Origin of the sequence: Mesorhizobium qingshengii (assembly GCF_900103325.1) — a bacterium.
Taxonomy (GTDB): domain Bacteria; phylum Pseudomonadota; class Alphaproteobacteria; order Rhizobiales; family Rhizobiaceae; genus Mesorhizobium; species Mesorhizobium qingshengii.
The window spans coordinates 26,098-47,309 of record NZ_FMXM01000022.1 but is presented as its reverse complement, the minus strand read 5'-3'; the positions used below and the strand labels follow the sequence as shown (position 1 = coordinate 47,309).

The window sequence follows — 21,212 nt, the reverse complement described above, 5'->3', positions numbered from 1 at the left end:
GAGTACGGATTGATCGTTAGGATCTGGGGTGGGCGGGGTCAATAAAATCTCGACATGAGCAATCTTCTGTTTTCCCGTGTTCCCAGCAATCCGGTTTCGCTCGGACTTGTCTGCAATTTTATTGCACACTATCCGCCTTTCGACGGCTATGAGTTCGGCCTGATGGTGAAGACACTGCGTTACCAGTTGGATCAGCAGACACACATGATCGGCTCGATCGACGACGTGATCGTCGCCTATGTCGGCTGGATCCAGACCAGCCGCGAGATAGCCGAGGCTTGGGCGACGAATGGCGGGCCGCTCAATCCCTTCCCCGGTGGCGATGCCACAGCGGTGACGGTGATGGCGACGCGGTCCTCGTCCCACATTCTGCCGCTGATCAAGAAGGCCAAGCTCATCAACCTCGACAAGTCAGTATTCTGGAAACGCGACTTCATCGACAACCGCGGCTCGGTCAAGCGTGCCGTCCGCAAGCGCAACGTCTGATGGATCCGGCCAGCTCCGCCGAGGCGCTGACGCAAGAAATCCTCATCCGGCTGGATGACCGCTATGCCGCGATGTTCGTGCGCATCTGGCGACCGGCCGGCACGCCGCGCGCAACGGTGTTCTGCCTGCACGGCTTCACCGGCAATGGTGCCGACTTCGACTATCTCGCCACCTTCCTGTGCCGCAATGGCTTCCTGGTTATCTGCCCCGATTTGTTGGGGCGCGGGCGCAGTGCCTATCTGGGGTCGGGATACGACATCAATGTCTACTCCAAATGCCTGCGCGCGCTCGGCGAGTTCGCCGGCACGGAGAACCATTTCATCGGCACTTCGTGGGGCGGCACGATCTTGCTGCTGTTTCTGCAGATGACCCGCTCCAAGGCCGCGGGAATCATTCTCAACGACGTCCCCATGCTCGGCGGACCGAAGGTTGACGCGATGAGACACGAAGTCCTCAAGGAAAGCATGCTTGCGTTCAAAACCCGGGCGGCGGCCAAGGACTATCTGAACGCCACCAGAGCCGTCATGGGCCCGGTCGAGGATACGGTGTTCAACCGCTATGTCGAGAACAGGATCGCCACCGGTCCCGATGGCTTCCGGCTCGCCTACGACCCTGCCACGACGGGAAATTTCGGCGCCCTCGCCGGCCGCGAATACGATCTCTTCCCAATCGCCGCCAAGATCGACGCCCGCATCCTGCTGCTATACGGTCGCGACAGCCAAGTCATCGACCGGCCGGCCATCGAGCGTACGCGGCTGGCACGGCCTGATCTGTGGCTTGTGGACAACATCGATGCGGGCGATCCGCCATCGCTGATGACACTGGACCAGGCTCTGCTCATCCTGGGATTTCTGTCTGCCGCCTGAAAACCTGGCGTGTCGTGGTGGGGTTGGTTTCGGAAATGCATTTCGACGATTTGTACAGCGAATATGTCACCGCGACCCATGATCGCCAGAGCTCCACCGAAAACCCTGCCAAAATCCTCATCTGCACGACACCGCGAACGGCGGGGCATTCCTACTGTCAGGTCTTGCGGCAGTTCGGCCTGGGAATGCCGACGGAGTATTTTCAGTGGCAGTACGCCTTGCCGCTGATGAGACGGTGGTCGGCTGACGACACCATGGACTTTGAAAAACTCAATCAGCAGGCGCCGGCCTATGGTCGCCATCTTCTGGCGAAAAGGACGGAGAACGGCGTATTCGCCGCCAAGATCTTCTTTGAAAACCTGCCATTCGCGCGCAGTTCAATCGGCGATGACAACGGCAACTCGTTCTATGTCTTCCTCTCCAGGAGAAACAAGGTCGATCAGACCATAAGCCTGCTCTCGATGCTGCATACGGGCCAGCCTTTCGACAGTCAGGAGACACTGCCTGGAATTCCCACAGTAACAACTTTGACCGAGAGGGTTGTCAGGGATACCGCCCAGTATATTCTCGATAGCGAGATCAGGTGGAAAAATTACCTGAACGCCCTTGATCGGCGCAGGGTGGCGGAGGTCTGCTATGAGGACTTTATCGCAAACCAGCAGGAAAGCGCTTCCGCCACGATGGGCAACTGGTTCCCAGACTTCGAATTGAAATCAAAAATCATATCGACAAGCATGCGCTATGCGCATGATGTCGAGCTCAAGACCATGATCAAACGTCAGTTTGGGGACTACGTCAGGCGGTTCTGGCAGGACCACGCCTAACGCTGGCGCATCACCGCTTCGAAACACTGACCGAAGACCCCTGCGCCGGGCGCAAGGCCAGCGCATAGTCGAACCGGATCACATCGTCGGCCCGGCTGAAAGCGAACTGCCGCACAATGGCAAGGACCGCCTCCCTGACTTCCAGCCGGCCGAGGCGCGCGCCACCACACATGCGCGGTCCGGTAAGGAAGGGAATAAAGGCCCGTCGATCAAAGCTGTTCTCGAGGAATTCCTTCCGGCTTGCGTCGAAGACACGCGGGTTTGACCAGAAGGCTGGATTCTGGTGCACGCCGACGATCGATACCATGATCAGTTGCCCGGCATAGAGGTTCTGGCCGTCGAGAACCGTATCGGCGCCGACTTCCCGGGTCAGGAACGGTATCGGCGGGAAATAGCGCATCGTCTCGTTGATCATGCAATCGGTGTACGGCGTTTGTGCCTCACCCGAGAGAACCTCAGCATGGATACGCTCCTGCACCTGCAGGTTGGCACCCAGCCGATCGATCACCCAAAGAGCGGTGGTCACCGTCGTCTCGACGCCAGCGAAGAAATTCATGACGAACTCCTCCACCGGTGAGAAGTCCTCCAGGTCGGAGGCCAGATCCCTGAAGCGGTCCATCTCAGCGGCCGCCCGGGAGTCCGCCATCAGCAGCGATGTGAAATCGGCAACAACCGCGCGGGCATCCTGGATGACATTCGTGCGCTCGGCGCTCGTCGGCGATACCCAGGAATAATATTGGAGGCGCCTCAGCACGTCGCGGACCCTGTCGAGCAGCAAGAGCGTCGCTGCCATATCGGGAACAAGGCCGAAAGCCCGGTAAAATATCGTCATCGACGCCGCGAACAGAGCTTGCTGGATGGAGGGCAGCGTTGCGTCACTCCCGGCAAGACCGGCGGCGTAGAGCTCTGCCATCGGGTGCTGCTGCGCCGGCCTGGCTGCCGCCAGGTAGGTATCCTGGGTGATGGCGCGCCGAACCGACCAATCCTCGCCATTGGTGTTGAAGCGGCTGAAACCGAGAGCCGAGATCAGGGAGAAATTCTTGCGAAAGAGCTCCGGCGCCTTGACGATGGTGTCAACGGCTTCCGGGTTGTCGAAGACAATCAGGTTGCCGAGACTGCCAGCCCTTCCATTCGTTTCCACCTGCCCGCTTTGGGCAAAAAGCGCATAGACGAGGTTGTTGAGAACGCTTTCGATTTGCGTCTGATTGTCCATCTATGCTCCCCCGGCAATCCCGAACGCCACAGGCGTGGCGCTAACATTCGCCTACAAAATCCGCGGCTATCTTATTTGATTCTCGGGGAGAAAAAGCCATCTGTGGCAAACGCGTAACACTGCCCGAGCAAATTATTGTGACAGCTATCTCGCGGGGTACCGCTGCGGTAATGTGCGAGTGGGCTAATAACTATTGATTTGTTTTCAGGCGGGGAAAAATGCGAAATCACGTTTCAAGCAAGCTTCTTGCTACTGTTGCAGCGTCGGCTGCTTCGGTGACATCTGTTGGTGTGGTTGCGGCCCATGCCGCCGATGCGCAGGCAATTGATCCAGCAGTGGTCGATTCCCGCATCAAGATTGCCTTCGAAGGCGCGGTCTATCAGTCCAACGTCGACAAGCTTGGTGACACCACGGACAAACTAGGCAGCAACAACGGCTTTGGCGATCTCTATGGATCGGTCGCGCTGACCAAAGCGATATTTCCGGATGTCGACTGGCGCCTCGCCGGGTCCTTTCATGCAGGGCAGGATAATGACACCAGTTTTGACATACCGATAACGGGCAGCGACCCCGGCAACGTCAATCTTTCGTTTGGAAACAGCTACAATTTTCAGACGCTGGACTTCGATATCGGCAAGCACGTTCAGGCACAAAGCGCCGACATCCGCTTCTTCGGCGGCTTGCGGCTGCTGCACTCCAAGGAGAAAATCAGCCTGCACGAAGGCATTACCCGGGATAATCCGGCGGACAAGTCCGGCAGCGTCGACAAGCTCGGCTCGTCCGAATTTTACGGCATCGGTCCTCGCATCGGCGCAGAAGTCTATTATCCCTTGGGCGAGACATGGGGTCTGACTGGCGCGGTTTCCGGTTCGGCCATGTGGGGCCGGCGCACGAACAAGATCAGCCTGAGCGCGACGCAGCACGATCCGGGCGCTATCCCGCCTGATCCGATCGATCAGACCATCAATGCAAGCGAAAGCCAGCATTCCAGCGAAGTGGTGACCAATGTCGACCTTTCCGGTGGCGTGACTTTCAAGCCATGGGACAACACCACGTTCACTGCTGGCTATCGGGTCGAGCAGTGGCACAATCTTCTCCAGCTCTCCGATAAGAGCACCCAGACCTTCAACGGCCCGTTCCTGCGCCTCGAAGTCAAGATGTAGCCCAGCGGTTCGGGCTGCCGAGCTCGGACCGCGGCGTCGAATGGATTGCAATTGACTGAACTGGAAGTGGCGTTTGAATCGAAGTTTGCCGTAAACGGCAACGTCAAACTGCACTACACGGCGGCGGGCTCAGGCCCGCCGATTGTGTTCCTGCACGGCTTTCCGGATCACGGCATGGGTTGGCGCCGGCAGTTGGAAGCACTTTGCGGCCGCTACCGCGTGATTGCGCCCGACTTGCGGGGCTATGGGCAAAGCGATGCGCCGCAGGGCTACGGCAACTATGTGCTGACGAATCTGGTCAACGACGTGCTGGCCGTTCTGGCCGCGGAAAAGCTGACCCAGGCCGCCATTGTCGGCCACGACTGGGGCGGCATCGTTGCATGGTGGCTGGCCATACGCGCGCCGCAGGTCGTGCGCCATCTCGTCCTGCTGTCGACGCCGCATCCGCGCAATCATCTCAACGCCATTGCCGATCCGGCCAATGCCGAGATGATCGCCTACATACGCAGCTTCCAGGTACCCGGTGCAGCCCAGATGCTGAACATCGACGACCTTGCTACCTGGGTCGCCGATCCGCAGGATAGGCAGGCGCTGACGGACTCGCTGCGGCGATCCAGTCCGGAAGCAATGCTTGGCTACTACAGAGCCAACATTCCGCTCGGCAAGGTGCCAAGTCTGGGACAATTGCCACTCGTCAAGGCACCGACCCTGGTCCTGTTTGGCACCGACGATCCCTATGTTCCCGTCAGCGCTTTCGATGGCACGTTCCGCGAGGTCGACAATGTGACCGCGCTGATAGCTCTGCCCGGCGCCGGTCATTTCATCCACCATCAGGCAGCGAAGTTCGTCACCGAGCAGATCGAAGCCTGGGTGGAGAGACCGCCTTCCAGTTTCCGACACCTTGCGTAAGGTGTCTCACGACCGCCTGAAGAATTGTAGCAGGCCGACCACCGTCTGACCTCAGGCCTCCGGCATCGGGCCGAAGCGGATGCGGAAGCGCCGGTTTTCGCGGCCCTTCTTCTCGATCTTGCCGATGTGGATTTCACCGATTTCGCCAGTGCTTTTGACATGCGTGCCGCCGCAAGGCTGGCTGTCCACCGAGGCGTTCTCGCCGATGCAGACAAGGCGGATCCTGCCGGTACCGACAGGCGGCCGGACGTTCTTGGACTTCACCAGGCCAGGGTTTGCAGCCAGTTCCTCATCGCTGATCAGCCTGGTGAAGATCGGGTGGTCGGCGCGCACAAGGTCCATCAGGCTCGCCGTCACCTCTTCCTTGCCGAAGCTAGCATCGGGAATGTCGAAATCGACACGGCTGTCGTCCTCGGAAACGGAAGCACCCGTGATCGGGAATGGGCAGACGACGGTAAGCAGGTGGCAGGCCGCGTGCATGCGCATCAAGAGGTGCCGCCGCTCCCAGTCGATCGCCAGGCTCACCTTCTCGCCGACCTCCGGCACGGCATGATCCGGCGCCGGCACGTGGATGATCTCGTCCTTGGTCTCACCGGAAATGGTGGCGGCAATGGCGACGCGGCTGCCATCGGCGCGTTCGAGATGGCCGGTATCGCCTGGCTGGCCGCCCGAGGTGGCGTAAAAGATCGTCCGGTCGAGAATGATACCGCCACGATCGTTGACGGCGACGACGGTGGCGTCAGCCGTCTTCAGATAGGCCTCATCGCGAAACAGCGCTTCCGTCTTGTAGGCCATTACGCGACCTTTTCGAATGGCACTGAAATCCTGCTCTTCAGCTCCATCCAGCCTGGCACCGGCAGCTTCTTTTCGCGCAGGAATTCCGGGTTGAACAGCTTCGACTGGTAGCGCGTGCCGTAGTCGCAAAGAATGGTCACGATGGTGTGGCCGGGGCCCAATTCCCTGGCCAGCCGGATCGCGCCGGCAATGTTGATGCCAGTCGAGCCGCCGACGCAAAGGCCTTCCTCCTGGATCAGGTCGAAGATGATCGGCAGCGCATCTTCGTCCTTGATCTGGAAGGAGAAGTCGGGCGTGAATCCTTCCAGATTGGCGGTGATGCGCCCCTGCCCGATGCCTTCGGTGATCGAGCTGCCCTCGGACTTCAGCTCACCGCTGGTGTAGAAACTGTAGAGCGAGGCGCCCAGCGGATCGGCGAGTGCGATCTTGACGTCCTTGCTTTTTGCCTTCAGCCCGAAGGCGACGCCGGCCAGCGTCCCACCCGAACCGACAGCCGAGACAAAACCGTCAATCTTGCCTTCGGTCTGGTTCCAGATTTCCTGCGCCGTGGTGCGGATATGGCCGTCGCGGTTGGCGACATTGTCGAACTGGTTGGCCCAGATGGCGCCGTTCGGCTCCGTCCTCGCCATCTGCTCGGCCAGCCGGCCCGACAGTTTCACGTAGTTGTTGGGGTTCTTGTAAGGAACGGCAGGCACTTCGATCAGCTCGGCGCCGAGCAGCCTGATCGTATCCTTCTTCTCCTGGCTCTGCGTGTCGGGAATGACGATGACGGTGCGGTAGCCGAGCGCCTTGGCGACCAGCGTCAGCCCGATACCGGTATTGCCGGCGGTCCCCTCGACGATGACGCCGCCGGGCTTCAGCAACCCGCGCTGTTCAGCGTCGCGGATGATGAACAGACCGGCGCGATCCTTGACCGACTGGCCCGGATTCATGAATTCGGCCTTGCCAAGGATCTCGCAGCCGGTTTCTTCGGAAGCTTTGTTGAGGCGGATCAGAGGCGTATTGCCGATCACGTCGATCACAGAACGGGGCATTCAGGATTCCTTTGTGCGGTGCGCCGAAACCCTAGAAACCCGAAGCTTCGGTTTCAAGGCAAGAATTTGTCTGGTCCAGTCGCATTTGCCGTGCTGTTGTTGCAACAACGCTTCCCGAGACCAACCTCATGCCCCACTGTTCATTTCCGCCTGGCGTCGAAAAGCAGCTTTTCATTCGATTTCTTCATCGCTAGAGCAAGGCAGGAACAAGTCGACAGGGCGCAGCATGACACTCTACCGGGCCAACCCGAAGCACGGCGTCGCCTGGATCACGGGCGGAAGCAGCGGTATCGGCCGCTCGCTGGCCAGGGATCTTGCGTCCCAGGGCTACGCCGTCGCGGTGACGGCGCTCGACGACGATCCGATCGACACGCTCGTCGTCGAGACCGCACAGATGCCGGGCAGTGTCACCGCTTTTCCCTGCGATGTCACCGACGAGCCACGCATGGCCAGAACCGTCGCCGCGATCGAGAAGGAACTCGGGCCTATCGTGCTCGCCGTCTTCAATGCCGGAAACTACATATCGACGCCGGGTGAGAACCTCGTCGTCAACGACTTTCGCCGGTCCTTCGAAGTCAACTATTTCGGCATCGTCAACGGCTTGGTGCCGGTCATCGAGCGCATGCGTGTCAGGGCACGCGGCCACGTCGTTCTGGTCGGTTCGGTCACCGCCTATTTCGGTTGGCCGACCACGGCCGCCTATGGCGGCACCAAGGCGGCGATCAACATCCTGGCCGAATCGCTGAAATATGATTTCGACAAGATGAATGTGCGCATCCAGGTGATCAATCCGGGCTTCATCGACACGCCGCTGACCGAGAAGAACATGCTGCCGATGCCGGGGCTGATGCCGGTCAGCCGGGCGTCTCGTCGCATGGCGCGGGGAATCAAGTCCGGCGGCTTCGAAGTCACTTTTCCCCGTCGGACAAGCTGGCCTCTGAAACTGCTCAGTCTGCTGCCGAGGCCGCTGTGCAGAGGGGTGATCAGCCTGACGACCAACTGGAAGGCGCGCCCGCTTCACTACGACCGAAAGCCGCCAATCGAATAGAGCGCTGTCGAAAATTGGCGGCTCCTGCCGGCCGTTGCCTGTCTTTGGCCGCAGCCATAGGTTGAGAATTGTAGCGTGGAGTCTGCGATGGGGCGACGGGTTGTGCTTGCTGTGCTGGTCCTATTCGCAGTCCTCGCATTGGCCTTCGTGCTCGGCCCGCGTGTTGCTGTCGACACCACGATCCATTTCGATCCCTCGGCCATCGGTGACGATCCGCAAGCCTATGTGGCAAGAGTGGAAGCAGCCGTGCCCGGAATCCGCGACGGGCTGGACAAGGAGATCGTCTGGGCAAATCCGCTGGTTCATGCCAGGACGCCGCTGTCGATCGTCTATATCCACGGCTTTTCCGCATCGAAGGGCGAGGTCCGGCCGCTGCCTGACGACGTGGCCGACCAGCTCGACGCCAACCTCTTCTACACCCGCCTTACCGGTCACGGGCAGGATGGCGCGGCGATGACGCAAGGCAGCGTCAATGCCTGGATCAACGACTATGAGGAGGCGCTCGCCATCGGCCGGGCGATCGGCGACAAGGTGATCGTCATCTCGACCTCGACCGGCGGCTCGCTGGCGGCATGGGCGGCAACGCAGCCGGGCGCGTCGGACGGGGTGGCGGCGATCGCGTTCATCTCGCCGAACTTCGGCGTCAAGGCATCCGGCGCCGAGTTCCTGACCATGCCGTGGGGCAAGCAGATCGCCAAACTCGTCGCCGGCAAGGAACGCAGCTTCGTGCCGCGCAACGCGCTGCATGAGAAATTCTGGACGTACCGCTACCCGATCGAAGCGACCTTGCCGATGCAGGCGCTGACCGAACTTGCCTATGGCGCGCCGGTGGAGAAGGCGACCATCCCTGCCCTGTTCATCTTTTCGGATTCGGACAGAGTGGTGCGGCCCGATCGCACCCGCGAAATCGCCGGGCGCTGGGGTGGTGCGCACGAACTGGTGCCGGTCGACGACACCGGCGACCCGGACAACCATGTCATTGCCGGCGACGCGCTATCGCCGTCGACCACAGCCTTCCTCGCGCAGAGGATTGGTGTCTGGATCGAAGCGGTGGTGAAGTAAGGCGCGGACGAAAAGGGCGGCCGAAGCATCGCTTCAGCCGCCCTTTTCAGTATCACTCACGGGCAGTCAGCCAGCCCGAAGCTTGGCCGACTACAATGCAAGCTGGCTTACGCAGCCCGGGCCGCGGGCCGCTTGCCGCCGAAGCGGCGCTTGTTGTTGCCCTTGAAGGGCTTGGCGCCTTCCGGCTTGCGCTCGCCAGCGAAAGCCGGCTTGTCGCCGAAGCGCTTCTTCTCACCGCCCGGCCGCCGGCCGTCGCGACGGCCATTACGGTCATTGGCGGGCTCGAAGCGCTCGTTCTTTTCAGCCGGATTGCGCAGCGGGTCGGGACTGCCGAGATGGTCGGCAACGATCGGCAGCTTGGTGCGGATGATGCGCTCGACCTGGCGCAGCTTGCTGTTTTCGGAAGGATCGCAAAGCGTGATGGCGATGCCGTCCATGCCGTTGCGGCCGGTGCGGCCGATGCGGTGGACGTAGCTTTCCGCTTCGTCCGGCAGGTCGAAGTTCACGACATGGCTGATGCCGGGTACGTCGATGCCGCGCGCCGCGATGTCGGTCGCGACCAGAATGCGTACCGAACCTTCACGGAAATCGTTCAGCGCCTTCTGACGGGCATTTTGCGACTTGTTGCCGTGAATGACGGCGGCCTTAAAGCCGTCGCGCTCGAGGTCCTTGGTAACCCGGTCGGCGCCATGCTTGGTGCGCGAAAAAATGATGACGGACTTCATCGCTTCGTCGGCGAGCATCGTCGACAGCACCTGGCGCTTCTGCTTGGTGCGGGCGAAGACGACGCCTTGCACGATCTCGACCGCCGCAGTGCTATGCGGCGAGACTTCGATGCGAACCGGATTCTTCAGCAGGCCCTTGGCCAGCTCGGCGATCTCATCCGGCATGGTGGCCGAGAATAGCGCCGTCTGGCGATCAGGCGCGGTCGCCTTGGCGATGCGCTTGACGTCGTTGATGAAGCCCATGTCGAGCATGCGGTCGCCCTCGTCCAGCACCAGCCATTTGGTGTCGGAGAGAATGAGGTCGCCTTCGCGCACCAGGTCGGTCAACCGGCCGGGCGTGGCAATAAGAATGTCGACGCCGGGGGCTACCTTCTTCACCTGGCTGAAGCGCGAGACGCCGCCCAGCACGAGTGCGGTCGAGACATGCGCGCCCTTGGCGAGGATCTTGATGGTGTCCTCGATCTGCACGGCGAGTTCACGCGTCGGAGCCAGAATCAGTGCGCGGGTGGTCTTGGCGCGCCGCTTGGTCCCGAGCGCGATGATCTTCGACAGGATCGGCAGCGCGAAGGCCGCGGTCTTGCCGGAGCCGGTCTGCGCAATGCCGAAAATGTCACGGCCTTCCATCTGCGGCGGGATTGCCTGCGCCTGGATCGGCTTGGGCTCGGTGAAACCGGCGGCGTGGGTGGCCTTGAGCAGCGCACCCGTAATTCCCAGTGCTGCGAAACCAGAAAGTTCCCCAGAGTCCTTACCGGGCAAAGTGTTTTCGTTGGTCAAAATAATCTTCTTTCACGCGGCCTCTGGCCGCAAACATCAATGGCGGCAGGGCGCAACCTACCGTCGGATAACATTGTCATGGAACGACAAGGCGGCGGACGATTCCGTCCGCGCGGCTGCGCTGTCGTGCCCGCAGGCATCATGCCACGGGGCTTTTTCGCCACCTTGCCGATCAACCGGAAAGAGGGAAAACAGACGCAACCAGTCTCATTCGTCGAGAAGGCCGGATAGTCCCGGCCCAAGCGCCTATGCCGCCGCATATGGCCCAGTTCGCCGCCAAATGCAAGGGGCGCCATGCTGCAGCGCAACAAAACCATGAGGAAGGGGGTGCTTGCACTCGCCTGCGAGCATCATTACCACGAAATGCAGCCTGCGCGGGAGATCGGCCATGAAAGATGTACTCAAGGAACTCGAACGCCGTCGCGACATCGCCCGCATGGGCGGCGGCCAGTCCCGCATCGACGCCCAGCACAAGAAGGGCAAGCTCACCGCGCGTGAACGCATCGAGGTCTTTCTCGACGAGGGCTCGTTCGAGGAATTCGATATGTATGTCGAGCATCGTTCGACCGATTTCGGCATGGAGAAGACGAAGATCGCTGGCGATGGCGTCGTCACCGGCTGGGGCACGGTGAATGGTCGCCCGGTCTACGTCTTCGCCAAGGATTTCACCGTGTTCGGCGGTTCGTTGTCGGAGGCGCACGCCGAGAAGGTCATCAAGGTGCAGGAGATGGCGCTGCGCAACCGCGCACCGATCATCGGCCTTTACGACGCCGGCGGGGCCCGCATCCAGGAAGGCGTGGCGGCGCTCGGCGGCTATGCCGAGATCTTTCAACGCAATGTGCTCGCCTCCGGCGTCATCCCACAGATTTCCGTGATCATGGGCCCTTGTGCCGGCGGCGACGTCTATTCGCCGGCCATGACCGACTTCATCTTCATGGTGCGCGACACCTCCTACATGTTCGTCACCGGACCGGACGTGGTGAAAACCGTCACCAACGAGACGGTCACCGCCGAGAGCCTCGGCGGCGCCTCCGTCCACACGACGAAATCCTCGATCGCCGACGGCGCCTATGACAATGACGTCGAGGCGCTCCTGCAGATGCGCCGCCTGGTCGACCTGCTGCCCGCCTCCAACACATCGGATCTTCCCGAGATCGAATGCTACCAGTCGGTCACCGACCACGATCTGTCGCTCGACCGGCTGATTCCCGACAACGCCAACAAGCCTTACGACATCAAGGAACTCATCCTGAAGATTGCCGATGAGGGCGACTTCTTCGAGATCCAGCAGAATTTCGCCAAGAACATCGTCACCGGCTTCGGGCGGGTCGAGGGCCGCACGGTCGGCTTCGTCGCCAACCAGCCGATGGTGCTGGCCGGCGTGCTCGATTCGGACGCCAGCCGCAAGGCAGCGCGCTTCGTGCGCTTCTGCGACTGCTTTTCGATCCCGATCGTCACCTTCGTCGATGTTCCCGGCTTCCTGCCCGGCACGGCTCAGGAATATGGCGGGCTGATCAAGCACGGCGCGAAACTCCTGTTCGCCTATGCCGAGGCAACCGTGCCGAAGATCACCGTCATCACCCGCAAGGCCTATGGCGGCGCCTATGACGTGATGGCGTCAAAACATCTGCGCGGCGACATGAACTATGCCTGGCCGACGGCACAGATCGCGGTGATGGGCGCCCGGGGCGCGGTCGAGATCATCTACCGCAAGGACATCGGCGACGCTGAAAAGATCGCGGCCCATACAAAGACTTACGAGGATCGCTTCCTGTCGCCCTTCGTCGCCGCCGAACGTGGCTATGTGGATGAAGTGATCATGCCGCACTCGACACGCCGCCGTATCGCGCGGGCGCTCAGGATGCTGCGAAACAAGGACATGCAGAACCCCTGGAAGAAGCACGACAACATCCCGCTGTGAGCTGAATGTCGCTGGTATTGCGCAAGCGCCGTTGATCAGCGCCTGCCTCGGGCAGCGACCAGTTCGCGCAACACCGGCACCAGCGCCAGCGGCAGATCCTCGGCGATCAGACCCGGTCCGAACCGGCTGCCGGCTTCGGCATGGATCCAGACCGCGGCGCAGGCCGCTTCGAAGGGCGGCATGCCTTGCGCCAACAGGCCGGCGGTGATGCCGCACAGCACGTCACCCGAACCGGCGGTGGCAAGCCAGGGCGCGCCATTGCAATTGATCGCCGCCCGGCCATCGGCAGCAGCGATCACCGTGTCGGCGCCCTTGTAGACGATGACGGCATTGGCACGCTTGGCCGCCGCGCGCGCCTTGTCGAGCTTGGACGAGGCATCGTTGCCAGCGATGTCGGGAAACAGCCTGGCGAACTCCCCCTCATGCGGCGTCATCACCAGGGCCGGTGCGTTCGGTTGGCGAGCGGCTTCGAACAAAGCGTCCGGTGCCTCGCGAAACGAGGTGATCGCGTCGGCGTCGAAGACCAGGCCGTCAATCCTGGTGGAGGCGTCCCGAGGCTGGCCGCAGGCCAGTAGCGTGAGTGCGAAGGTCCGCGTTCTCTCACCGACACCAAAGCCGGGCCCGAGAACGAAGGCAGACGGCCGGCGTTCGCCGACAAACGCCTTGATGTCGGCGATGTCGTCGGTCCTGCGCAGCATGATCGAGGTCAGATGCGCGGCATTCGCTTCAATGGCGCTGTCAGGCGAAAGCACGGTCACCGCCCCTGCACCGCTTCGGGCCGCGGCCAATGCCGACAACCGCGCCGCGCCGGTGGCGCTAGGCCCGCCGGAAAAGACTCCGGCGTGGCCGCGCTTGTATTTGTGCGCGTCGACGGCTGGCACCGGAAAATGGTCCAGCCAGAGCGTCGGCGTGTTCTCGAACGTCCGGGGCTGGAGCCGCGCAATTATGCCGTCGCCGATGCCAATGTCGGCGAGCACGATCTCGCCGCATCGTTCGCGGCCCGGCAAGAGCAGATGGCCGGGTTTCTTCCGCGCGAAGGTCACGGTGGTGTCGGCGAAAAATGCCTTGCCGAGCACTTTGCCACTGTCACCGGAAACACCGGAAGGCAGGTCGACCGCGACGACCGGCAAATGCAGATCGGTGGCGATGTCGACCGCCCTGGCGGCATCGCCGGACAGCGGCTTGGACAGCCCTGCCCCATAGAGCGCGTCGACAACGATCGAGCCGGCCTCGGCCTCAAATCCAGACAGCGGCCGAGGCTTGATCGGACATTCGGCGGCAGCGAGCGCCGCATCGCTTTGCGGCCGCGGCGTGCCGGATGCCCAGATAGTGATGCCGACACCACTGCTGGCCAGGAGGCGGGCGACGACGTAGCCATCGCCGCCATTGTCGCCGGGGCCGCAAAGCACATGGACGTGCGTCGCCGCCGGATAGCGCTTGAGGACCTCGGCCGCGACCGCTTCGCCGGCCCGGCGCATCAATCCGATACCGTCGGCCGGGCCGTCGGAAATCGTCAACCGGTCGGCCTCGCCCATCTCGGCGGAAGAAAGAAGTTCGTTGCTCATGGATTGCCGATCCGCATTCGATCAAGCATTGTCCGGTTTTCGATCCGAAGCAAAGAGGAGTTGTCGCTATCTGCGGCCATATCGTCGGGACGGGACGTGGCAGGCGCAAAACTGCCCACCAAATGGGCGATATGCCTAACTATTATGCGGACGCAAGCGCTGGCGCTGTGTAGGCTCCAGCAGCCCACGCCGTATCCGATGCAGCGAATGACGCATCCGCGCGCGGCTCGGCTTTGAAATCGTATGAGACCGCTTCGCATCCGTCCAATTGGCACAGTTCGTGCTAGATGGAGGCGCAAGCGGGGGCTCACAACCCGTCTTTTTTGGCAGTGGAGGCCACTTTTTACATGAAAAAGATCGAAGCGATCATCAAGCCATTCAAGCTGGATGAAGTGAAGGAAGCCCTTCAGGAGGCCGGACTGCAAGGCATCACCGTTACCGAGGCCAAAGGTTTTGGCCGCCAGAAGGGCCATACCGAACTCTATCGCGGCGCCGAGTATGTCGTCGATTTCCTGCCCAAGGTTAAGATCGAGGTGGTACTTGGCGACGACGCCGTCGAAGGCGCGATCGAAGCCATCCGCAAGGCGGCCCAGACCGGCCGTATCGGCGACGGCAAGATCTTTGTCTCCAACATCGAGGAAGTCGTGCGAATCCGCACCGGCGAAACAGGCATGGACGCGGTCTGAGCCGACCTCGCCATCCTTCGAAACGTCATCATCAAAAAACGTCATCACACAGGGATAAATGACATGACGACAGCCAAAGACATCATGAAGCAGATCAAGGACAACGACGTGAAATTCGTCGACCTGCGCTTCACCGATCCGAAGGGCAAGCTGCAGCACGTGACGATGGATGTCATCGAGGTCGAGGAGGACATGTTCGCCGACGGCGTGATGTTCGACGGCTCTTCGATTGCCGGCTGGAAGGCCATCAACGAGTCCGACATGGTGCTGATGCCCGACCCGGAAACGGTCCACATGGACCCGTTCTTCGCGCAGTCGACCATGGTCATCCTGTGCGACATCCTCGATCCGGTTTCGGGCGAATCCTACAACCGTGATCCGCGCGGTACGGCCAAGAAGGCCGAAGCCTACATGAATTCGGAAGGCATCGGCGACCAGATCTTCGTCGGCCCGGAAGCCGAATTCTTCGTGTTCGACGATGTGAAGTACAAGGCCGATCCTTACAACACGGGCTTCAAGCTCGACTCGACCGAACTGCCGTCGAACGACGACACCGACTATGAAACCGGCAATCTCGGCCACCGTCCGCGCGTCAAGGGCGGTTATTTCCCGGTGCCGCCGATCGATTCCGCGCAGGACATGCGCTCCGAGATGTTGACCGTGCTCGCCGAAATGGGCGTGCGCGTCGAAAAGCATCACCATGAAGTGGCCGCCGCGCAGCACGAACTCGGCATCAAGTTCGACACGCTGGTCCGCAACGCCGACAAGATGCTGATCTACAAATATGTCGTGCACCAGGTCGCCAACGCCTATGGCAAGACGGCCACCTTCATGCCGAAGCCGATCTTCGGCGACAACGGTTCGGGCATGCACGTCCACCAATCGATCTGGAAGAATGGCAAGCCGACCTTCGCCGGCAATGAATATGCCGGCCTTTCGGAAAGCTGCCTGTTCTACATCGGCGGCATCATCAAGCACGCCAAGGCGATCAACGCCTTCACCAACCCGCTGACCAACTCCTACAAGCGCCTGGTGCCGGGCTACGAAGCGCCGGTGCTGCTGGCCTATTCGGCGCGCAACCGCTCGGCGTCCTGCCGCATCCCGTTCGGCTCGTCGCCGAAGGCCAAGCGCGTCGAGGTCCGCTTCCCCGATCCGGGCGCGAACCCCTACCTCGCTTTCGCCGCTATGCTGATGGCCGGCCTCGACGGCATCAAGAACAAGATCCATCCGGGGCAGCCGATGGACAAGGATCTCTACGATCTGCCGCCGAAGGAACTGAAGAAGATCCCGACCGTCTGCGGCTCGCTGCGCGAAGCGCTGCAGAGTCTCGACAAGGATCGTGGCTTCCTGAAAGCCGGCGGCGTCTTCGACGACGACCAGATCGACAGCTACATCGAGCTGAAGATGGCTGAAGTGATGCGCTTCGAAATGACCCCGCATCCGGTCGAGTACGACATGTACTACTCGGTCTGAGATTCGATTTATTACTCAAAGCCCTTGAAGGAATTTCCTCCTTCAAGGGCTTTTTGCTGACATCCGGCAGGCCACGCGTTTGCACGGTCGCCCTCCCGCCGCTCGATCGTCGGACGTGAGCACCGCATTTGCTTTTGGGCTTTCGACGATCGTATGCATGCTTGGGCCGATGAGCCTGTGGCCCATTGGCAGGCAATGCACGTCAGCCCAAAGACACGAGCTTGGCTCAGCAGTGTCGATCGACGATGAGGAGTGGTGTTCGACTACGGAAATGAAGCCAGGAGCGAGCGGCGCACTGTCTCAGGCTACAGTGACCGCTCGTCCGGCGCCCCCGCCAATGCCGCCGTTCAAGAAAACCCCGCCCGTCCGAACAGCATCGCGTGACGTAACCCCAAGGTTTCCGAATACGCATGCTGCACTGCGATCTGTCAACGCCGCCAGCCAGGCTGTTGATAGCCGATTTAACAGCCCGAACAGGCGCTTAAGGAAGGGCCGCAGCCACTGAAGAACGCCTGAAAAGGCGGTTTTCCGGGCTTTCTGCCAAGCTGCTGCTGGAAACGGACATGGCAGCAGCCGGGACTTTGGCGGGATCTGCGACCGCCTGGATTGTCTGACTTTTTCTGGGTCCTTTTTGCACGAGATCCGATCTGCCGGGCGCCGGCAAAAGGAACCCCGGCACAGGCCGGGGCTCCTGCAGGAGCAGACCATCGGGGGGATGGCGGCGGCACCACCGCCAATCCGACGCGCTCAACGGCCGTGTCCGGCAAGGCCTGTCGGACGAGCAGAGCTACGGCCATATCGACTTCATTCCCTGGGAGCGTATGCACACCCTCTACGCCGCCGTGGTGCAGGCGACCGAGGAGGCCGCGCGGTCGCCAACCGTGACATGATCGGCCGCGACGGCAACCGCACGCCAGGCTTGCCGCCAAGGTCGCGGCTGCGCTGAAGGCGCGCGGCGTCATCGCCGGTTAAGGCGGAGCACTGCTCCATTCTCCGGCATCCAACCCGGCAGCTGGAACAAAAAAGCCCCGGCGAGAACACGCCGGGGCTTCCTCTTTCTACCGACGCGACGCTTAGGCGGCGGCCGAGACCTCGGCGCTCGCCGCAACCGAAGCAATCGTCTTCAGGATCTGCGAGGCGATCTGGTAGGGGTCGCCCTGCGAATTCGGACGGCGGTCTTCCAGATAGCCCTTGTAGTCGTTCTTGACGAAGGAATGTGGCACGCGGATCGACGCACCGCGATCGGCGATGCCATAGCTGAACCTGTTCCACGGCGCGGTCTCATGCTTGCCGGTCAAACGCTTGTCGTTGTCCGGTCCGTAGACGGCAATGTGATCCATCAGGTTCTTGTCGAAGGCCGCCATCAGCGCTTCGAAATACGCCTTGCCGCCCACTTCGCGCATATAAGCGGTCGAGAAATTGGCGTGCATGCCCGATCCGTTCCAGTCGGTGTCGCCGAGCGGCTTGCAGTGGTATTCGATATCGATGCCGTATTTCTCGGTCAGGCGCTGCATCAGGTAGCGGGCCATCCACATCTGGTCGGCGGCCTTCTTGGAGCCCTTGCCGAAAATCTGGAATTCCCACTGGCCCTTGGCCACTTCGGCATTGATGCCTTCGTGGTTGATGCCTGCGGCAAGGCAGAGATCGAGATGCTCCTCGACGATCTGACGGGCGACAGAACCGACATTCGAATAGCCGACGCCGGTGTAGTACGGGCCCTGCGGTGCGGGATAACCGCTTTCGGGGAAGCCGAGCGGGCGGCCATCCTTGTAGAAGAAGTATTCCTGCTCGAAGCCGAACCAGGCGCCCTCGTCATCGAGGATGGTGGCACGCTTGTTGGAGGCATGCGGCGTGACGCCATCGGGCATCATCACTTCGCACATGACGAGCACGCCGTTTGTGCGCGCCGGATCCGGATAGACAGCGACCGGCTTCAGCACGCAGTCGGAGCTGTGGCCTTCGGCCTGCTGCGTCGAGGAACCGTCAAAACCCCACAGCGGAAGCTGCTCGAGCGTCGGGAATTCGGCGAATTCCTTGATCTGCGTCTTTCCGCGAAGGTTGGGGACCGGGGTGTACCCATCGAGCCAAATATACTCGAGCTTGTATTTCGTCATTCTAGCCTCTCGTTGCTTGATCACCGAACCCTGGGCGGCGCCGATATGTGGGACCGCCCAGCAGCCGACCTGCCGGATCACTAAAATGCAATTCGTGTGCCACTCTCTCCTCGGAGGGTGCGGCAAAATCGACGCCGTACTGGGTTGCAGTTGGCAAGCCGCCTAAGCAATGCGTCCGGATCAACCATAGTCACAATTCGCCTAAATCTTAGGCAAATACTGATCTTTTTGTAGGCATATTGCCTAACTTGATCGCAGACCTTATCTTCAAAACAAGTTGAATCGACAAGGTCGGCAGAAGAAAGGAGCCCGACAATGGAAATCATTTCCACGCCTCCGTCGGCTAAAATCTTGATGTTCCCGGTGGCAGCGCGCGCCCCTGCCTCAAATTTGAGCGGAAAGGCTAAGTTTGCAGCAGAGCTTGCCTCGCTGCGCGGTGCTCGGACGGATTTCGGCGACGGCTGGTATCACGAGGCAGCCATCGAGGATGCGAAGCAGGACCGGCAGAGTTAGTCCCTGCCCTCCTCGTGTCTCGACCACGTATTGAAAAACCCGGCGCGATCGCTCGCGCCGGGTTTTCTTTAGCCTACCGAGCCGTCAGCTATTGCTTGGTATGCAGGTCGGTTCCAAGCGTATCCTTGACGAAGATGACGCCGATGATCAGCGACATCGCCGCGACCGCGATCGGATACCACAGACCATAGTAGATATCGCCCTTGGCGGCGCTCAAGGCGAACACCGTCGCCGGAAGCAGACCACCGAACCAGCCATTGCCGATGTGGTACGGCAGCGACATGCCAGTGTAGCGAATGCGGGTCGGGAACATCTCGACCAGGATCGCCGCGATCGGCCCGTAAACCATGGTCACGTAGAGGATCAGGATGAACAGGATCGCCACGATCTTTGTCCAGTTGACCTGCGCCGGATCGGCAAACATCGAGAAGGTCCCCGACGCGGGTATGTTGTAGACGGTCACGTCCTTGGCGCCGGCGGCTTCCTCGGACGTCAACACCTTGTCCTTGACCGCCTGCTCGAGCGGAACCGTTGCCTTCTCACCGGCGCGGATGGCCGCTGCATCGAGCTTCAGTTCGGGATTGGCCGCGACGAAGGCGTCGAGCTTCTGGTCAGCCACCTTGGACGCGGCACGCTTCAGCGGATAGCCACCATCCTTGAGTGCCATGCTGACTGCCTTGGTGAAGGCAGCATCCTTGGCCTTAGCCTGATCGCCCGCGGCGATGGCGTCGTAGGATTCGACCGTCTCACTGCCGAGCTTCACCGTGGCCGGGGTCCCAGGCGCCGCTGTTGTGACGATGTCATACGGCACAGAACTCTTGGCAAGGAACGACGTGGCAATGTCGCACGACGTGGTGAACTTCGCCGTGCCGACCGGGTTGAACTGGAATTTGCAGTCGCCGGGCGCCACGGTAACCGTCGCACGCGTGTTCTGCTGCGCGGCGGCCAATGCCGGATTGGCTGACCAGGTCAATGCCTTGAACAGCGGGAAGTAGGTGAAGATCGCCAGAGCCAGCCCCGCCATGATGATCGGCTTGCGGCCGATCTTGTCGGAGAGCCAGCCGAACACGACGAAGAAGATGGAGCCGATCGCCAGGGCGATGGCAATCAGGATGTTGACCGTCTGCAGGTCGACCTTGAGCACGTTCTGCAGGAAGAACAACGCATAGAACTGGCCGGAGTACCAGACCACGGCCTGGCCGGCGGTCAGGCCGAAAAGGGCCAGGATGGCGATCTTGGCATTCTTCCACTGTCCGAAGGCCTCCGAAAGCGGAGCCTTGGAGCCTTTGCCCTCGTCCTTCATGCGCTGGAAGGTCGGTGATTCACTCAGCGTCAGGCGAATCCAGACAGAAACACCGAGCAGGATGACCGAGACAAGGAACGGAATACGCCAGCCCCAGGCGGCGAAGTCTTCCTTGCTCAACATCGCCTGAACGCCGAGGATGATGATCAGCGACAGGAACAGGCCGAGTGTTGCCGTTGTCTGAATCCACGAGGTGTAGAAACCACGGCGGTCGTCGGGTGCGTGTTCAGCGACATAGGTTGCCGCACCGCCATACTCGCCGCCAAGCGCCAGACCCTGCAGCATGCGTAGCCCGACCAGGATGACCGGAGCTGCAATGCCCCAGGTCGCTGAACCAGGAAGCAGGCCGACCAGGAACGTCGAACTGCCCATGATCAGGATGGTGACAAGGAACGTATATTTGCGGCCGACAAGATCGCCGATGCGACCGAACACCAGCGCGCCGAACGGACGCACCAGGAAGCCCGCGGCGAAGGCCAACAGGGCGAAGATGTTGCGTGTTGCTTCCGGATACTGGCTGAAGAAGGTTGCGCCGATGAAGGCGGCGAGCGAGCCGTAGAGATAGAAATCGTACCATTCGAAAACGGTGCCGAGCGAGGAAGCGAAGATGACCTTCTTCTCTTCCCGCGTCATGCCGCGGCTTGTTCCGCCGGCGGTTGATGCCATTGCCATTGTTTATGTCCTCCCGTGAGACCCTTGTCCTCGATACTGCCCGTCATCGTCCGCGTTCTCCTCCGA

At 61.2% G+C, this 21,212-nt stretch carries 18 protein-coding genes; 11 read left to right on the top strand and 7 right to left on the bottom strand.

Annotated elements, in window-relative coordinates; all coding sequences use genetic code 11:
* Positions 1-54: 54 nt before the first annotated feature.
* Genes BLS48_RS27365 through BLS48_RS27355 form a run of 3 tightly spaced genes read left to right on the top strand, consistent with a single transcriptional unit; the run spans position 55 to position 2,176 of the window.
* Positions 55-486 carry a hypothetical protein gene (locus BLS48_RS27365; RefSeq protein ID WP_091584671.1) on the top strand — a complete coding sequence of 144 codons (432 nt, stop codon included), beginning with the start codon at positions 55-57 and terminating at the stop codon, positions 484-486.
* Positions 486-1,352, top strand: coding sequence for an alpha/beta hydrolase (locus BLS48_RS27360; protein WP_143019518.1), 867 nt, complete (start codon positions 486-488; stop codon positions 1,350-1,352). Before BLS48_RS27365 ends, BLS48_RS27360 begins: the two co-directional genes overlap by 1 nt.
* Positions 1,353-1,387: 35 nt before the next feature.
* Positions 1,388-2,176 carry a Stf0 family sulfotransferase gene (locus tag BLS48_RS27355; protein ID WP_143019517.1) on the top strand — a complete coding sequence of 263 codons (789 nt, stop codon included), beginning with the start codon at positions 1,388-1,390 and terminating at the stop codon, positions 2,174-2,176.
* Between the two features lie 10 nt (positions 2,177-2,186).
* Here BLS48_RS27355 and BLS48_RS27350 read toward each other — a convergent pair whose 3' ends face one another.
* On the bottom strand, positions 2,187-3,389 hold the full coding sequence (locus BLS48_RS27350) for a cytochrome P450 (RefSeq protein ID WP_091584667.1): 1,203 nt from the start codon (positions 3,387-3,389) through the stop codon (positions 2,187-2,189).
* Positions 3,390-3,607: 218 nt separating this feature from the next.
* On the opposite strand from BLS48_RS27350, the gene BLS48_RS27345 reads away from it, so the two are divergent.
* Positions 3,608-4,552: an Lpg1974 family pore-forming outer membrane protein gene (locus BLS48_RS27345; RefSeq protein ID WP_143019516.1), complete on the top strand. Its 945-nt coding sequence runs from the start codon at positions 3,608-3,610 to the stop codon at positions 4,550-4,552.
* A 51-nt stretch (positions 4,553-4,603) separates the two neighbouring features.
* Positions 4,604-5,461, top strand: coding sequence for an alpha/beta fold hydrolase (locus BLS48_RS27340; protein ID WP_143019515.1), 858 nt, complete (start codon positions 4,604-4,606; stop codon positions 5,459-5,461).
* 51 nt (positions 5,462-5,512) lie between these two features.
* Here the strand turns inward: BLS48_RS27340 and BLS48_RS27335 are convergent, their stop codons facing one another.
* Positions 5,513-6,256, bottom strand: a complete 744-nt coding sequence (locus tag BLS48_RS27335) for an alanyl-tRNA editing protein (RefSeq protein WP_091584661.1) — start codon at positions 6,254-6,256, stop codon at positions 5,513-5,515.
* Positions 6,256-7,290: a cysteine synthase A gene (locus BLS48_RS27330; protein ID WP_091584659.1), complete on the bottom strand. Its 1,035-nt coding sequence runs from the start codon at positions 7,288-7,290 to the stop codon at positions 6,256-6,258. The genes BLS48_RS27335 and BLS48_RS27330 overlap by 1 nt, the downstream gene beginning before the upstream one ends.
* Positions 7,291-7,516: 226 nt before the next feature.
* Here BLS48_RS27330 and BLS48_RS27325 point away from each other — a divergent pair, with 226 nt between their 5' ends.
* A complete protein-coding gene (locus BLS48_RS27325; protein WP_091584657.1) occupies positions 7,517-8,338 on the top strand; it encodes an SDR family oxidoreductase in 822 nt (273 codons plus the stop codon).
* Positions 8,339-8,425: 87 nt separating this feature from the next.
* Entirely contained in the window at positions 8,426-9,400 is a 975-nt protein-coding gene (locus BLS48_RS27320; RefSeq protein WP_091584655.1) for an alpha/beta hydrolase, read from the top strand.
* Positions 9,401-9,507: 107 nt separating this feature from the next.
* On the opposite strand, the gene BLS48_RS27315 is transcribed toward BLS48_RS27320, so the two are convergent.
* Positions 9,508-10,899 (bottom strand): DEAD/DEAH box helicase, encoded by a 1,392-nt coding sequence (locus BLS48_RS27315; RefSeq protein ID WP_091584653.1) that lies wholly within the window; start codon positions 10,897-10,899, stop codon positions 9,508-9,510.
* 388 nt (positions 10,900-11,287) lie between these two features.
* Here BLS48_RS27315 and BLS48_RS27310 point away from each other — a divergent pair, with 388 nt between their 5' ends.
* A complete protein-coding gene (locus BLS48_RS27310; RefSeq protein WP_091584651.1) occupies positions 11,288-12,820 on the top strand; it encodes an acyl-CoA carboxylase subunit beta in 1,533 nt (510 codons plus the stop codon).
* A gap of 35 nt (positions 12,821-12,855) precedes the next feature.
* On the opposite strand, the gene BLS48_RS27305 is transcribed toward BLS48_RS27310, so the two are convergent.
* Complete coding sequence (locus BLS48_RS27305; RefSeq protein ID WP_091584650.1) at positions 12,856-14,385, bottom strand: NAD(P)H-hydrate dehydratase; 1,530 nt, start codon at positions 14,383-14,385, stop codon at positions 12,856-12,858.
* A 347-nt stretch (positions 14,386-14,732) separates the two neighbouring features.
* Here BLS48_RS27305 and BLS48_RS27300 point away from each other — a divergent pair, with 347 nt between their 5' ends.
* Both BLS48_RS27300 and glnA read left to right on the top strand, forming a co-directional pair.
* Complete coding sequence (locus BLS48_RS27300; RefSeq protein WP_006205430.1) at positions 14,733-15,071, top strand: P-II family nitrogen regulator; 339 nt, start codon at positions 14,733-14,735, stop codon at positions 15,069-15,071.
* A 63-nt stretch (positions 15,072-15,134) separates the two neighbouring features.
* The gene (gene glnA / locus BLS48_RS27295) at positions 15,135-16,544 is read left to right on the top strand and encodes a type I glutamate--ammonia ligase (RefSeq protein WP_091584648.1); all 1,410 of its coding nucleotides are present in this window, start codon (positions 15,135-15,137) and stop codon (positions 16,542-16,544) included.
* 1,073 nt (positions 16,545-17,617) lie between these two features.
* Here glnA and BLS48_RS27290 read toward each other — a convergent pair.
* Entirely contained in the window at positions 17,618-18,658 is a 1,041-nt protein-coding gene (locus tag BLS48_RS27290; protein ID WP_091584646.1) for a glutamine synthetase beta-grasp domain-containing protein, read from the bottom strand.
* Positions 18,659-18,973: 315 nt separating this feature from the next.
* Between BLS48_RS27290 and BLS48_RS27285 the strand changes: the two genes are divergently transcribed.
* The gene (locus BLS48_RS27285; RefSeq protein WP_091584643.1) at positions 18,974-19,171 is read left to right on the top strand and encodes a DUF2735 domain-containing protein; all 198 of its coding nucleotides are present in this window, start codon (positions 18,974-18,976) and stop codon (positions 19,169-19,171) included.
* 88 nt (positions 19,172-19,259) lie between these two features.
* On the opposite strand, the gene BLS48_RS27280 is transcribed toward BLS48_RS27285, so the two are convergent.
* Positions 19,260-21,146: an MFS transporter gene (locus BLS48_RS27280; protein WP_091584641.1), complete on the bottom strand. Its 1,887-nt coding sequence runs from the start codon at positions 21,144-21,146 to the stop codon at positions 19,260-19,262.
* Positions 21,147-21,212: the final 66 nt, after the last annotated feature.